The following is a 14,366-nucleotide window of genomic DNA, read 5'->3' on the forward strand; positions in this document are numbered from 1 at the left end:
ACTATGTTCAATCTAAACAGCAATGCAGAATATAAAATTGATAGAACCTGCAAGGATTGTAAAAACATTGATTCATTTCCTCTGACTAAATTAGAAGCTGCTTTTGATCTTTTTGATCACCAGAAAATATGGAATGCAGATTGTTCAAAATGCGGTTCTAAAAATTGTCAATCAACAAGCTGGCAAGGCCCTGAATTGAATCAGGAGTTATAGGATATCTGGGGAAATAATTTGAACCTGACATTTATGGTGCAAGATGAAGAATTATTACTTGCAAAACTTGATTACCTTCCAATGACATTAAAAGCAATAGATGAACAAAAATATCCAAAACATAAAATTGACATTTTAATCGAATCTATTTGTGTTCTTCTCTATGATAACACTTTTCAGTCAGAAGAGTATAGTAATGAGGAAAATGAACTAAGACAACGAATCGCCGAAGAAGTAAGACCAGAGCTTATAAAAAGAAAAGATAAAATTCTGGAGGCCGAACTGCATATTATGGATTATATCAAGAACGTTGTTTTTCCTCAAATTGGTATTGCTTCTAATTTCAGATAATAATTATCCCAACTAAATAAAACTGACATGAACTTCTTTACAAGAAAAACGACCTGGTCAAATATAGAGTTTGCTCCTTTCAAACTTTGTATAGCCTCATTTTATGTAATTGTTGGCTCATACTTTCATGACTTTTTTAGTCGTTATTATCTTCCCCTTATCATTGTATTTGCGGTTACAGTAATCTGGACGCTTTATATGTGGGTGAGTAAAATGAAAAAGGGAAACAAGCCTAAATATTAATTCATCTATAACTTTTAATGAAAAAGAATTTATTTGATATCAATGCTGCTAACTCTGTCATAAGCAGGTCTGGTCAGTTGAAATCTAACAGTACCAACCTCTGGGGCGAAATGAATGCAACAGAAATGTTGCTTCACTGTAACTCATGTAACAGGCAGAATCTGGAGGAAAGCAGAGGTAATGAAAAAACGACTTTCAAGCAATTACTTTTAAGGATCCTAGCACTATATGTTGCTCCTGATTTTAAAAAAGGTATTAAAGGTGAAGAGACACATAATACAAAGGGTAAGATAGATAGTTCTTGTTTTGAAGAGCAAAGAGTTGAGTTCATCAATCTGATAAAAAGATTTCCAGAAAACAAAAAAAGAGCTGACTTTAACCCATCCTGCATTTGGTAATATATCTACTAATGAAAGGGGTATTGCAACCTTTAAACACATGGATCATCATCTGAGACAGTTTGGAGTTTAATTAAATGATACTTTTATCCTCTAACCTTTGTTACAAGAAATATCAGACCAAGAACAATGAAATATGCAGCATACCCGGCCTCAGAACAGATGGGATTCTTAATCGCATAGGTGTAAAAAAACTACCACATCCTAACCCTTCATTTACAGAAGAACTTTATGATGTGGTTATATTTTTGACCCACTTTTAGCTTTAAGCCTTCTTCATCTTACTAAAGCTGGCATTCAACTCAGCTAAAGTCTCATGAGCAGTCATATCAAATGAACAAGGCACTACAGATATATAGTTATTACTTAGTGCCCACTCATCCGTATCATGGCCATTGTCAAGGCTTACAAAGTTGCCATCCATCCAGAAATATCTTCTGCCTCTCGGATCTCTACGCTCTTCGAATTTCTCCTGCCATCTGGCCCTGGCTTGTCTGCAGACTTTTATCCCTTTGATCTTTCCTTTGGATTTGGCAGGAATGTTAACATTAAGTGCAACACCTTTCGGCATTCCTTTTTCAAGTACTTGTTTAGCTATCTGCTTAATGAATTTTCTTCCATGCTCCATTTCCGCATTTGGAGAATAATCACACAAAGAAAAGCCAATCGAAGGCATTCCTTCAATCGCTGCTTCCATCGCGGCAGACATTGTTCCCGAATACAGTACACTGATAGAAGAATTGCTTCCATGATTGATTCCACTAACAACCAGATCAGGTTTTCTTCCTTTAAGAACAAAGTCTTTAGCAAGCTTTACACAGTCTGCCGGAGTCCCGGAGCATTCGTAAGCTTTAACACCTTTGAAGATGTCTGTTTCGTCCAGACGAAGAGTATTACCGATAGTAATAGCGTGTCCCATTCCTGATTGCGGACCGCTTGGAGCTACTACAACCACTTCCCCAAGCTCCTTCATAATATCTACTAACAATCTGATTCCGTAAAAAGAAATTCCATCATCATTAGACACGAGTATCAGAGGCTTTTTCTTCGAAGCTGCCTTCTTTGCTGTAGCCATGCTTATTTCTTTTTCGGATTAAGAATATTGTGTCCCATTTTATCTCTCTTGGTCATGAGATATTGTTCATTATAAGCGTTAGGATTGATCTCCAGAGGAACAACATCAACGATTTCAAGACCATAACCTATCAAACCGGCTCTTTTCACTGGGTTATTGGTAATAAGCTTAAGCTTAGTGATACCAAGTTCTCTTATGATCTGAGCGCCTACACCATAATCTCTTTCATCCATCTTAAAGCCAAGTTCAAGATTAGCTTCCACTGTATCTCTTCCCTGTTCCTGAAGCTTGTATGCCTTCAGCTTATTTAGAAGCCCAATGCCACGTCCTTCCTGATTCATATAAAGGACTAAACCTTTCCCCTCCTTCTCTACCATTTCCATTGCTTTATGCAACTGTGGACCACAATCACAACGGCATGAACCAAATATATCACCTGTAACACATGAGCTATGTACTCTTACAAGTACAGGTTCATCTTCTTTCCACGTTCCTTTAACCAAAGCAAGGTGCAGATCTTCCGTATTGGTCTGACGGAAAGCCAGTAATTCAAAGTCACCAAACTCTGTTGGCATTTTTACCCCAATCTCACTTTTTATCAAAGATTCATTTTTCAGTCTGTAAGCAATGAGATCTTTAATAGAGACAAGTTTCAGCTTAAATTTCTCAGCAACCTTTCTAAGATCCGGAAGCCTTGCCATTGAACCATCTTCATTCATGATTTCCACAAGCACACCTGCGGGTTGAAACCCTGCAAGTCTTGCAAAATCTATAGCGGCTTCTGTATGCCCTGCTCTTCTGATAACACCACCTGTTTTAGCTTTCAGAGGAAAAATATGACCTGGCCTACCTAACTCTTCAGGCTTTATGGAAGGATCAGTAAGCGCTTTAATAGTTTTGGCCCTGTCACTTGCAGAGATACCTGTAGTACAACCGTGTCCTAAAAGATCAACAGATACTGTAAAAGGAGTATGATGCTGAGCAGTATTTCTGCCTACCATTAACTCTAGACCAAGTTCCTCGCAACGATCTTCTATTAATGGAGCACAGATCAATCCTCTTCCATGGGTAGCCATGAAATTGACGATCTCAGGCGTAATGCATTCCGCTGCACAGATAAAATCCCCTTCATTTTCTCTGTCTTCATCATCAACAACGATGATTACATTTCCCTTTTTTATCTCAGCGATTGCTTCTTCTATTGTGTCTAATTTTTCTGACATATGAGCTTGCAGATTTAAAATTCTGCGAATATTAATTTAATATTTTTCTAAATGCTTTTTCAAGCATGTCATTACTTACTTCCCAGTTAAAGTTTCTCTGGATATAAAGCCTCCCCTTTGCACCAATTTCTCTTGCGTAGTCAGGATCTGAAAGCAAATGCTGAATTGCTTTCACAAAAGATTCCTCATCATCACAAACCATAATTTCTTGGCCAGGTCTGGCTCCTAAAGCAGAATTAGCCAGAGAGGTAGTGATTGTCGGAATTCCCATTGCCATCGCTTCAAGCAACTTATTTTGCAAACCCGATCCGGAAAACAACGGAGCTACAAAGATTTTCGCTTTAGCCAGATAATCTCTGATGTCATGAACAAAACCTGTAACAATCACATTTTCACTTTCAAGGTTTTGAACTTCAAGTGAAGGACTGGTTCCCGATAAACAAACTTTTATATCTTGTTTGTTCAATAAGGGCATTATCTGATTTACCAGGTATTTCGATGCTTGTATATTAGGATGATATCCCATATTTCCCGTAAATATGATATCATAACTTTTATCTTTCGGGAAAGAGCGGAAATTAAAAAATCCGCTGGAAATACCATTAGGAATAATATCCATCCTTTTTCTAATATCAGAAGGAAAAGCAGTAGCGTCCGACTCGGTAATGATGGAATAACCATTGAAATAAAAGAATGCTTTTGCTTCAAAGTCCCTTAATCTTTTCGCTTCAAGTTTTACCACTGGTTTTTCATACCATCTGGAAAACTTCACACGCTTGTACATGCCTTCAGACAATGCATCCATGTAATCGAGATAATATTTTGTATTTAGACTGAAGGGAATATTGACAACCAACCTCACCAACTGTACATAGCACATATCAATCGATTGTGTTTTAAGGACTTTTTCAATCACATTTTTCATCCTTGAAGACTTAAAATAATTTACCTGAAACGGAAGATTATTAAAAAGTCCTAAGCCAAGATTGATCAAGCGTTTTAGTTTGCTTGACTCTATTACTTCAATAGTTTTACAATATTGTTTGACTTCATTAAATTCTGCAGGAGACGGAGTTTTATCGGCAATACAAACCAGGTGAACCTCGTGATATTTGCTCAGTCCCTGAATCTGATAGAAGGCTCTCAGTTTATCTCCCTTGTCTATCGGATAAGGAAACCTGGACAGCGCTACTAGTATTTTCATGCCTTTTTCTTAATAATAAGTTGTTTATAAAAATCGATAAATGTTCTGGTCACTACTTGATTGGAATAGGTATTTTCTACAAGACGTCCGGCATTATTCCCAAGATTGCGGTATTTTTCAGTGTCTTTAAAATAATTTTTAATTTTCCCTATCCACTCTTCTTTCGTGTTTGCCAAAAGGATATTTTTTTCGTCTTCGCACATAATTCCTTCAGCCCCAATTGCAGAGGAAATAATTGCTTTATGCAAAGCCATTCCCTCTATTATTTTAACTCTCATGCCTCCTCCAGAAAGTAAAGGAACGGCCATTAAGTCATATTCCTGCATAAATTTAAGCGAATCCTCTATAAAGCCATGAATAAAGACTCTATCCTGCTTTAATTTATAAATTTTTGGTGGAGTATTCTTCCCGGCAATATGCAACTCCAGTTGAGGAAGTGCTTTACTTAACTCTGGCCAAATATTTTCTACAAACCAAATTGCCGCTTCCTGATTAGGTCTCCAGTCAAGCGAGCCAAGCATGAAAATAGTGAAAGGCTTTTTAGGAACTTCCTCTTTGTGAAGAAATTTTTCAATTCCCACACCAAAGGGCACAACTTTTATAGATTTATTAATTCCAAGCGCCCTTAACCGTTCTCCATCATCGTATGTGATTGAGGCAATACCATCAAATTTATTATAGTAATCTTTCTCAAGTACTTTGAGTTTTTTTACCATATCATTGTAGAGGTATCTCTTAATAGGATTGGTCTTATTTTCTGCCAGCCTTTCCCAAATTACATATTCTACATTATGCGCTCTTATTACAAGGGGGCAATTACTGAATTTCTTTACAACATCAACATACCAGGCTACATAGGTCCCTTCAAACTGTATAATATCAAAAGTATTTTTTTTCAAAAGTCTTTCGATTGCTTGTAAAAAATCTTCAGATACAAACCTTTCCGCTATGTAAGGTAGTTTACCGCTAATAATATTTTTAACAGCTTTAAAAAAAGAGAACCTGGTATCCACAAAAACTGCTTCCTGATATACTAAACCAGGAACTACAGGTCCTTCCTGTAAATGTTTTGGTGTGTTAAGTGAGAGTAGATATACTTCGTGCCCCGCCCTTGCTGCTCCGGTAACAGTGTTGTATATCGCAATTGCACCTCCATCTGTTGGAGGATATGGCACTCGGGGACTAATGAATAAAATTTTCAAGTAAACCTCAATTAAATATTTACTGCTTCTGTGTGGACAACTTCAAAAGTCTTAGCCTTTGATTTTAATTTGCTGCCTTCTACCTCTTTACTCTGCAAAAGTAAACCTGACAGAGTTAAAAATTCAATTTAACAGTAACAATAATACAAAAAATGATTTAAATGTCATTTCGAGATTACGTTTCCAAGCATCTTGGCAAGTTCCATATCAACCTTTTTCAGGTTTGTGTAGATCATCATCAGCCTAATTTGCTCTTCTTCCGAAGGATTATTTTTCAGTTGTTCCTTATTTTGCTCCAGCAAGAACATCACATTAAGCTTCTTAAGCTTTAAAACACAGGAATAAATAATTTCTGCGAGGTTATCCTCTTCCTTGGTTATAAAGATTTTAAACTTCTTTTCCCAGTTCGGACTGTAATCATATTTTGAGACCAGCATATCCACAGCTTCATTCCTTATTTTTTCATCATTGTGCTGAATAAAAAAGCCTTTGTCAGGCAAATTTCCATTATCATGCTCGGATTTAACCATCTCGAGCATCCTCCTATAAATATCAGTGTGAAAATCAATATCTTCTACCTGTTCCAGCACATACTCATACAATCTCTTCGATTCTTCAAGTTTTATAGGTGCGTAATTTATGATAAGCCTTAATATTTCCCTTTCATGTGCCTCAATGGAAGTCATCTCAGGCTTTTTCTCTTCCTGAAAAAGCTCATAATCAGGATTGAAAAAATCTGGTGGCAGGTCAGGGGGAGGAGCATCTTCATGCTTCTTTTCCTGGTTCTTTTTAAGGACAATCTTATTATATTCGGAAATGAGGGTTTGTTCCTCTATCTCCATGAGGGCACTGCATTGCTTAAAAAATATGGCCCTTTTTATGGCATCGGGAATCTTGGAAATACTTTCTACAATTTCCCTGATCACTCCTGCTTTTTTAACCGGATCTCCTTCCGTTTCTTTTAAGAAAAGTGCTGTTTTAAAACTGATAAAGTCTTTTTTAGAAGCCTTTATATATTTCTTAAATTCTTCCCCTCCAAGTTTTCTGACATAGCTATCCGGATCCTCGCTATCAGGGAAAGTAACAACATTCACATTCATCCCCTGCTCCAGGATCATGTCGATACCGCGCATGGATGCTTTTATCCCAGCAATATCTCCGTCATATAGAATGGTAATGTTGATGGTATAGCGGCTGATGAGTCGTACCTGGTCTTCAGTAAGGGAAGTACCAGAAGATGCAACCACATTTTCAATTCCGGCCTGGTGAAGGCTAATTACGTCAGTATAACCCTCTACAAGAAAACAGTTATCCTCCTGACGGATAGATTGCTTTGCCTGATAAATCCCATAAAGGATTTTACTCTTATGATAAACTTCCGTTTCAGGTGAGTTAAGGTATTTCGGCTGACTTTTATCAGTTTTCAGAATCCTGGCCCCAAAAGCAATCACCTTCCCTGTCACATTATGGATTGGGAAAATCACCCTCGCCCTGAACCTATCGTAGTGCCTTACAGAATTTTTATCATTAGCATTTTCCTTCCTTACAACCAGTCCGGCCTTTTCTAGCATTTCAATAGAAAAACCTTCTTTTACAGCCTGTTTAAAAAGCCCTTCCCACTCTTCCAGACTATACCCCAGATCAAATTTCTTAATGGTAGAGTCAGAAAAACCTCTTTCTTTAAAATAGCTGTAACCAATAGACTGGCCCTCATCATGTTCCTGTAAAATCTTCTGGAAATAATTCTTTGCATATTGCAGGACGATCAGCAGGCTTTCTCTTTCATTTTGCTTATGAAAGTCAACATCTTTAGTGGGCCCTTCAGGTATATCTATACCATATTTTTTGGCAAGATACCTCATCGCTTCAATGTAACTCAGACCTTCAATGTCCATCACAAAGCGGATGGCATCACCGGCTTTACCACAACCAAAGCATTTATAAATACCTTTTGCTGGAGTTACTGCAAAAGAGGGTGTTTTTTCATTATGGAAAGGGCAACAGGCACTATAGTAATGGCCTTTCTTCTTGAGTGTGACAAAATCCCCGATAACTTCTACGATATCAATACTTTCATTAATCTTGTCGAGGATCTCCTTGGAAACTGCCATTCTGCCTTAAAATTATGAGGTATTAAATTTAACAAATTTAACTGAGGCATCGAAACAACACTTTATATTATCCGGTTAATAACATTTTAACATTTTTAATAAAAAGACTGAATTGATCAAATTGATTGTATATGAAGATACTTTTTCAGATTCCACATGTTACTAACAGTTTATTCACACTTTCCCTTAATTTAATGTGGAAAAGTAACCTGGGCTTGGTTTGATTATCTTTAAACTAGATTAATACTATATGATAAAACTTTTTAAAGTACTCCTATTTATTTTTGCCGGAGTTTTTATTCTCCTGATCGGTGCACTTATATACATGAAATTTGCCTTACCCAATGTAGGTCCTGCCCCTGAAATGAAAGTAGATATGAGTCCGGCGAAAGTTGAGAGAGGTAAATATCTGGCCAACTATGTATCTGTTTGCATGGATTGTCACTCTGAAAGAGATTGGAATAAGTTTGCCGGTCCTATGGTTGAAGGCACCTTGGGCAGTGGAGGGGCAGAATTCAACCAGAAATTAGGGTTTCCGGGTACATTTTATGCGCAAAACATTTCACCTGTTGGCCTTGAAAACTGGACAGACGGAGAAATTTTCAGAGCAATTACAAGTGGCGTTTCTAAAGACGGAAAAGCCTTATTTACTGTGATGCCCCACCCTGCTTACGGCAAAATGGATGAAGATGACATCAAATGTATAATTGCTTACCTCAGAACATTAAAACCAGAAGGTAAACAAGCTCCTGAGTCCAAAGCAGATTTCCCAATGAACTTCATCATCAATACCATTCCTCAAAAACCTGATTTTCATAAAATTCCTGACACAACTGATGTGGTTGCTTATGGAAAATATATTTATACCGCAGCTGCCTGCACTGACTGTCATACCAAACAAGATAAAGGACGTAAAATCGAAGGTATGACAGATGCCGGAGGATTTGAATTTCCTCTTCCCTATGGTGGAATTGTGAGATCGGCGAATATTACTCCGGATAAAGAAACAGGAATAGGTAACTGGACAGAAGAACAGTTTGTAAAAAGATTTAAAGCTTACACGGATTCAGCTGCAAGGAATATGATTGTTCATAAAGGTCGTTTTAATACAAATATGCCCTGGACCATGTATGCAGGAATGAAGGAAGAAGACCTGAAGGCACTGTACGCCTATCTTAAAAGTATTCCTCCTGTAAAAAATAATGTAGTATTATTTTCACCAAAAGAATAAATACTCAATTATTTAAGGGGAAAGACAACTTATTCGGAAATAGTTTTGTTAAGACAATTGAGCATTTTTGAGTAAATTGCACAGATACAACAGAAGGATTATTAATTGATGGTTTTTACTAAAGAACAAATTCTTAAAGCCTTATCTACAGTTCAGGAACCGGATCTGAAAAAAGATCTTGTTACCTTGAACATGATTAAGGATGTTCAGACTGACGGAAATAAAATTTCATTTACTGTAGTTTTAACAACTCCTGCCTGCCCGCTCAAAGAGCTTATCAAATCTTCTTGCATTGATGCAATCCATAAACTTGTTTCCGCTGATGCAAAAGTTGAAGTTCATATGACTGCAGATGTTACATCGGCTAGAACTAGTGCTGGTCCAATGCTTCCAGGAGTAAAAAATATTATTGCCATATCCTCCGGCAAAGGTGGTGTTGGTAAATCTACTGTTACAGCCAATCTTGCCATAGCACTTACCAAGTTAGGCGCTAAAGTTGGTTTGATCGATGCAGATATTTTCGGACCATCTATGCCAACCATGTTTGATCTGGAAGATGTACGTCCAAGTGTGATTCAGGAAAATGGTAAAAACTTCATCATTCCGGTAAAGCAATACGGTGTAGAATTGATGTCAATCGGCTTCCTTACTCCTCCGGACCATGCAATGGTATGGAGAGGACCTATGGCAAGTTCAGCATTGAAGCAGTTCTTTTCAGATTGCAAATGGGGAGAGCTTGATTATCTTTTGATAGACCTGCCTCCTGGAACCAGCGACATTCACCTCACTCTTGTACAGACAGTATCCGTAACGGGTGCCATAGTTGTAACTACACCTCAGAAAGTTGCGCTGGCAGATGCACAGAGAGGATTAGGAATGTTCAGACAACCACAAATTAATGTACCTGTTTTGGGAGTTGTTGAAAATATGGCTTATTTTACCCCTCTTGAATTACCTGATAATAAATATTTTATTTTCGGGGAAAACGGAGGCAAAGGATTTGCCGAAAATAATAACGTTCCTTTACTAGGACAGATACCTTTGGTGCAGGGAATCAGAGAATGTGGAGACAATGGAAAGCCTGCAGCTATGCAAAATGACGTGATTGCAGAAGCATTCAGAGAACTGGCAGAAACATTGGCCCAACAGGTTGCAATCAGAAATGCAAGTTCAGAAGCTACTCAAAGAGTAGAAATTAAAGTTTAAAACGTTAAGTTTAAAAGGCTTATATAAGATAAAATGAATACTACAGCACCAAACTCCGGATTAATTGAAAAAGTAGAAATTGCTTTAAACAGCATCAGACCATACCTGGAAGCTGACGGAGGTAATGTAAGAGTGATAGAAGTAACAGAAAAAATGGTTGCTAAACTTGAGCTTCTCGGCGCTTGCGGTTCCTGCCCAATGTCAACTATGACATTAAAAGCAGGAGTTGAAGAGGCAATCAAAAAAGCTGTTCCGGAAATTACCAGTGTGGTTGCGGTTAATATCACAGCTCCGGATGACCCACATGCAGTAATGCCTTCAACGGTGTACTAGTAGATATTCAACTTATTACAAAACAATAATACCGCTTTACTGTCGGTATTAATTTTTATACAACAAACCCAAAATATACTTTAACCGGTAAAAAGAAGGATTATATCATGAAAATAGGAATATTTTTTGGCGGACAGTCAAGAGAAAGAGAAATTTCCTTTGCAGGTGGACGTACCGTTTATGACAACCTTAATAAGAATTTATTTGAAGCTGTTCCAGTTTTTGTTGACAGTGTAGGTGATTTTATACTGCTGGACTGGCAATATATATATAAAGGTACTATCAGAGATTTCTTCCCTCCGTTTAACCATCTTCCCCCTACTCAACACGGATTTCAAATATATATTGAATCTCTGGGGGATTTAAGCATAGAGGAAAGAGAAAACGTTATCCGCCAGGTAGGAAGAAGAATCCAACCTGATGAATTTTCCAAACTCTTTGACTTTGCATTCCTCGCACTTCACGGTCCATACGGTGAGGACGGGAACATTCAAGGACTATTAGAGTGGTATAATATTCCTTATTCAGGATCAGGCATACTTCCTTCTTCTATCGGAATCAACAAGATCGTTCAGAAGAAACTGATGAAAAATGCAGGATTTCCGGGGCCGAGAAATCTTTATCTGAAAAAAGAAGATTGGTTAAATGAATCAGACAAATCCTCTTTTTTTCATCAATTTAGAAATGAGCTCGGACTTCCATTTGTGGTAAAAGCTCCTTACCAGGGATCTTCTATCGGAATCTCTGTAATCAGCAAGGAAGATCATCAGGCATTTGAGAAAGCAGTTTACAGAAGCTTTTTCATACAACCTGTTTCAAAACAGGACTGGACAAGCCTTTCAGAAGAAGGCAAAATCAATTTCATAAGAACATTAACAGATATACGTGATGGTATTGGTCTGCCGGTTATGATGAGCGGTAATAAGATCAACCATCCTGAAAATCTATACAACTATCTTAACGCTCATTTCAGTCAGTCAGACTCCACTCTGATCCTTGAAAGCCTTGACAACGAAGAAGAAATTGTAATTGAAGGTTTCATCAGCGGTAAAGAGTTCAGCTGTATTGTAGTGCAGGACGATAAAGGTAAAGCAGTAGCTTTGCCTCCAACAGAAATTCGTAAAGGTAACGACGTATTTGACTATCGCTCTAAATACCTTCCAGGTATGAGTAGAAAAGTTACCCCGATTGACATTTCCACCAATCAGATCGAAGGAATCAGAACAGCATGCGAGCGTCTTTTCAATGAATTAAACTTCAACGTTTATGCACGTCTGGATGGGTTCATCAATCAGGAAGGAGAAATTTTCCTGAACGATCCGAATACTACTTCGGGAATGCTTCCATCAAGTTTCTTTTTCCATCAGGCTGCCGAGATAGGATTAAATCCATCTCAATTCCTGACCTATATTATCAGGACATCACTTGCTGAAAGAATTAAAACAGGTAAGAAGACTTTTGCATTTAAGCAATTATTAAATGCGCTTGACTCAAACCTTCATAGATTGAATACTGCTGCTTCAGAGAAAACAAAAGTTGCAGTGATCATGGGTGGTTATTCTTCTGAAAGACATATTTCAGTAGAAAGCGGAAGAAATATATTTGAGAAACTAGCTTCCAGCAAGAAATACGAGCCTGTTCCGATTTTCCTTACAGGAAATGAAGAATCTCACAAGCTTTATCTCATCCCTGTAAACATCATGTTGAAAGACAATGCAGATGATATCAGAGATAAGGTCCTTTCAGCAGATTCAAAATCCAAGCATCCTGTGATTCAGAAAGTGATCACAGAGGCAAAAGATATCACTGTTAAATATGCTGGTAATGCCATACTTGAGCCGAGAGAAATCAGTTATCCTGAGCTGGCGGAGAAAGTTGATTCGGTATTCATAGCATTGCATGGAAGACCAGGAGAAGACGGAGTTGTACAAAGTAACCTTGAGAAATTCGGGGTTCCATACAATGGATCAGGAGTACAAAGCTCTCAGATCACCATAAATAAGTATGAGACCAATAAACTTCTCAGAGAGAATGGCGTAAAGGTTGCCAATCATAAACTTGTATTCAAAAATGATTGGGCTAATAATTATGAAACCCTTATTAAAGAAATCGAAAGCACTTTCCAATATCCTATTATTGCAAAACCAGCTGACGATGGTTGTAGCTCTGCTGTAAAAAAGATCAATAACCTTGAAGAATTGACAGCTTATGCAAAATTGATCTTTGCATGGGATGATCTCAGAGATTCAGAGTCTTCAAGAACTTTAAAACTGAAGTACAATGAAGAATTTCCTTGCAAAAACTATTTTCTGATAGAAGATCTTGTAAGTAAAGGCAATGCAAAACATTTCCTTGAAGTTACAGGAGGTTTACTAACCAAATTTAATGCAAGCGGGGAAATTGAGTATGAAATGTTTGAGCCAAGTGAAACGCTGGCTACAGGAGATGTACTTTCACTTGAAGAAAAATTCCTTGCTGGTGAAGGTCAGAATATAACACCTGCCAGGTACAGCAAAGATCCTGAAGCTCAAAAATATATTTCTTCTCAGGTGAGAGCTGAACTTCAAAGAGCAGCAAAAATTCTTAACATTCAGGGATATGCCCGTATCGATGCTTTCGTTAAAATTTACGATGATAACAGAGCAGAGACAATAGTTATAGAGGTAAACTCGTTGCCAGGTATGACACCTGCGACCTGTATTTTCCATCAGACGGCGATCAATGGCTATAAGCCTTATGATTTCATTGACAAAATACTTACATTCGGAATCGAAAGAAATAACAGAAAAGTTTTAATATAAATGATTTTTAAAGCAAACTCCTGGAAGCACATAGTTATTCATGTGATCATTATTGCAACATTATTTTTCGGACTGTTGGCTATGTTCTTTTACTTCTATCTTCCTTCTGCTACCAAGCATGGGGAAAGTATAACAGTGCCTAAACTAACCGGAATGACTGTTGCCGAGCTTGACGAATTTCTTTCTTCCAGAAATCTGAGATATCAGATCAATGACTCTACTTATGTAAGCGGATCTAAGCCACATACTGTACTTTCCCAACACCCACTGGAAGGATCAAAAGTGAAAGATGGCAGAAAGATTTATATTTCTGTTAGTTCATTGAATCCTCCAAAGGTTAAAATGCCTAACCTTGTAGACCTTTCTTTGAAAAGTGCTGAAATGATGCTTAAAGGTTATGATCTTGTTCTTGCCGGAACACAATATGTACCAAGCCCATACTCAAATGTGGTAATAGACCAAATAGTTGACGGAAAACATATTGAGCACGGAGCACCAGTATCAAAAGGAACCAAAGTAACATTAATGGTTGGAAATGGCACAGGTACTGAAGAAAAAGAAATACCTGATCTTATTGGAATGCCACTTGATGAGGCAAGAGTTTTACTTTCCGGAACCGGACTTTCCATTTCGGAAAAATCTGATCCTGAATCTACAGAGCCTGAAGGAACTGTAATCAGACAAAAACCTGCAGCAGGAGAAAAATTAAAAATCGGAGAAATCGTTGATGTATGGGTAGCGGGTCAACCGACTACTATAACTCATTAAAATTATC

Annotated in this window: 14 protein-coding genes; 9 read left to right on the plus strand and 5 right to left on the minus strand. The window is 37.7% G+C overall.

Annotated elements, in window-relative coordinates; genetic code table 11:
• Positions 1 to 3 precede the first annotated feature (3 nt).
• The 4 genes from J7604_RS14295 to J7604_RS14310 are packed head-to-tail and all read left to right on the plus strand — an operon-like array spanning position 4 to position 1,205.
• Positions 4 to 213, plus strand: a complete 210-nt coding sequence (locus J7604_RS14295; protein ID WP_293897011.1) for a hypothetical protein — start codon at positions 4 to 6, stop codon at positions 211 to 213.
• Positions 214 to 246: 33 nt separating this feature from the next.
• Positions 247 to 564: a hypothetical protein gene (locus tag J7604_RS14300; protein WP_293897012.1), complete on the plus strand. Its 318-nt coding sequence runs from the start codon at positions 247 to 249 to the stop codon at positions 562 to 564.
• 27 nt (positions 565 to 591) lie between these two features.
• Complete coding sequence (locus J7604_RS14305) at positions 592 to 807, plus strand: hypothetical protein (protein ID WP_293897013.1); 216 nt, start codon at positions 592 to 594, stop codon at positions 805 to 807.
• 17 nt (positions 808 to 824) lie between these two features.
• Positions 825 to 1,205 carry a hypothetical protein gene (locus J7604_RS14310; RefSeq protein ID WP_293897014.1) on the plus strand — a complete coding sequence of 127 codons (381 nt, stop codon included), beginning with the start codon at positions 825 to 827 and terminating at the stop codon, positions 1,203 to 1,205.
• Between the two features lie 265 nt (positions 1,206 to 1,470).
• Here the strand turns inward: J7604_RS14310 and surE are convergent, their stop codons facing one another.
• From surE to dnaG, 5 genes are all read right to left on the minus strand, one after another.
• Positions 1,471 to 2,280 (minus strand): 5'/3'-nucleotidase SurE, encoded by an 810-nt coding sequence (gene surE, locus J7604_RS14315; protein WP_293897015.1) that lies wholly within the window; start codon positions 2,278 to 2,280, stop codon positions 1,471 to 1,473.
• Positions 2,281 to 2,282: 2 nt separating this feature from the next.
• Positions 2,283 to 3,503 carry a bifunctional 3,4-dihydroxy-2-butanone-4-phosphate synthase/GTP cyclohydrolase II gene (locus J7604_RS14320; RefSeq protein ID WP_293897016.1) on the minus strand — a complete coding sequence of 407 codons (1,221 nt, stop codon included), beginning with the start codon at positions 3,501 to 3,503 and terminating at the stop codon, positions 2,283 to 2,285.
• Between the two features lie 31 nt (positions 3,504 to 3,534).
• Entirely contained in the window at positions 3,535 to 4,707 is a 1,173-nt protein-coding gene (locus J7604_RS14325) for a glycosyltransferase (RefSeq protein ID WP_293897017.1), read from the minus strand.
• On the minus strand, positions 4,704 to 5,909 hold the full coding sequence (locus J7604_RS14330; RefSeq protein WP_293897018.1) for a glycosyltransferase family 4 protein: 1,206 nt from the start codon (positions 5,907 to 5,909) through the stop codon (positions 4,704 to 4,706). The genes J7604_RS14325 and J7604_RS14330 overlap by 4 nt, the downstream gene beginning before the upstream one ends.
• Before the next feature lie 164 nt (positions 5,910 to 6,073).
• On the minus strand, positions 6,074 to 8,020 hold the full coding sequence (gene dnaG, locus J7604_RS14335; RefSeq protein WP_293897019.1) for a DNA primase: 1,947 nt from the start codon (positions 8,018 to 8,020) through the stop codon (positions 6,074 to 6,076).
• A 250-nt stretch (positions 8,021 to 8,270) separates the two neighbouring features.
• Between dnaG and J7604_RS14340 the strand changes: the two genes are divergently transcribed.
• From J7604_RS14340 to J7604_RS14360, 5 genes are all read left to right on the plus strand, one after another.
• Positions 8,271 to 9,251, plus strand: a complete 981-nt coding sequence (locus J7604_RS14340; RefSeq protein ID WP_293897020.1) for a c-type cytochrome — start codon at positions 8,271 to 8,273, stop codon at positions 9,249 to 9,251.
• A gap of 108 nt (positions 9,252 to 9,359) precedes the next feature.
• Positions 9,360 to 10,457 (plus strand): Mrp/NBP35 family ATP-binding protein, encoded by a 1,098-nt coding sequence (locus J7604_RS14345; protein ID WP_293897021.1) that lies wholly within the window; start codon positions 9,360 to 9,362, stop codon positions 10,455 to 10,457.
• Positions 10,458 to 10,490: 33 nt separating this feature from the next.
• The gene (locus J7604_RS14350; protein WP_293897022.1) at positions 10,491 to 10,790 is read left to right on the plus strand and encodes a NifU family protein; all 300 of its coding nucleotides are present in this window, start codon (positions 10,491 to 10,493) and stop codon (positions 10,788 to 10,790) included.
• A 107-nt stretch (positions 10,791 to 10,897) separates the two neighbouring features.
• Positions 10,898 to 13,591, plus strand: a complete 2,694-nt coding sequence (locus tag J7604_RS14355; protein WP_293897023.1) for a D-alanine--D-alanine ligase — start codon at positions 10,898 to 10,900, stop codon at positions 13,589 to 13,591.
• A complete protein-coding gene (locus J7604_RS14360) occupies positions 13,592 to 14,359 on the plus strand; it encodes a PASTA domain-containing protein (RefSeq protein WP_293897024.1) in 768 nt (255 codons plus the stop codon).
• Positions 14,360 to 14,366: the final 7 nt, after the last annotated feature.

The sequence above is a fragment of the Sporocytophaga sp. genome (assembly GCF_017745095.1).
Taxonomy (GTDB): Bacteria; Bacteroidota; Bacteroidia; order Cytophagales; family Cytophagaceae; genus Sporocytophaga.

Coding starts and splice junctions, on each gene's coding strand:
- J7604_RS14350 (WP_293897022.1), top strand. CDS start 10,491: ATGAATACTACAGCACCAAACTCCGGATTAATTGAAAAAGTAGAAATT.
- J7604_RS14325 (WP_293897017.1), bottom strand. CDS start 4,707: ATGAAAATACTAGTAGCGCTGTCCAGGTTTCCTTATCCGATAGACAAG.
- J7604_RS14300 (WP_293897012.1), top strand. CDS start 247: ATGGTGCAAGATGAAGAATTATTACTTGCAAAACTTGATTACCTTCCA.
- dnaG (WP_293897019.1), bottom strand. CDS start 8,020: ATGGCAGTTTCCAAGGAGATCCTCGACAAGATTAATGAAAGTATTGAT.
- J7604_RS14305 (WP_293897013.1), top strand. CDS start 592: ATGAACTTCTTTACAAGAAAAACGACCTGGTCAAATATAGAGTTTGCT.
- J7604_RS14340 (WP_293897020.1), top strand. CDS start 8,271: ATGATAAAACTTTTTAAAGTACTCCTATTTATTTTTGCCGGAGTTTTT.
- surE (WP_293897015.1), bottom strand. CDS start 2,280: ATGGCTACAGCAAAGAAGGCAGCTTCGAAGAAAAAGCCTCTGATACTC.
- J7604_RS14345 (WP_293897021.1), top strand. CDS start 9,360: ATGGTTTTTACTAAAGAACAAATTCTTAAAGCCTTATCTACAGTTCAG.
- J7604_RS14320 (WP_293897016.1), bottom strand. CDS start 3,503: ATGTCAGAAAAATTAGACACAATAGAAGAAGCAATCGCTGAGATAAAA.
- J7604_RS14360 (WP_293897024.1), top strand. CDS start 13,592: ATGATTTTTAAAGCAAACTCCTGGAAGCACATAGTTATTCATGTGATC.
- J7604_RS14295 (WP_293897011.1), top strand. CDS start 4: ATGTTCAATCTAAACAGCAATGCAGAATATAAAATTGATAGAACCTGC.
- J7604_RS14310 (WP_293897014.1), top strand. CDS start 825: ATGAAAAAGAATTTATTTGATATCAATGCTGCTAACTCTGTCATAAGC.
- J7604_RS14355 (WP_293897023.1), top strand. CDS start 10,898: ATGAAAATAGGAATATTTTTTGGCGGACAGTCAAGAGAAAGAGAAATT.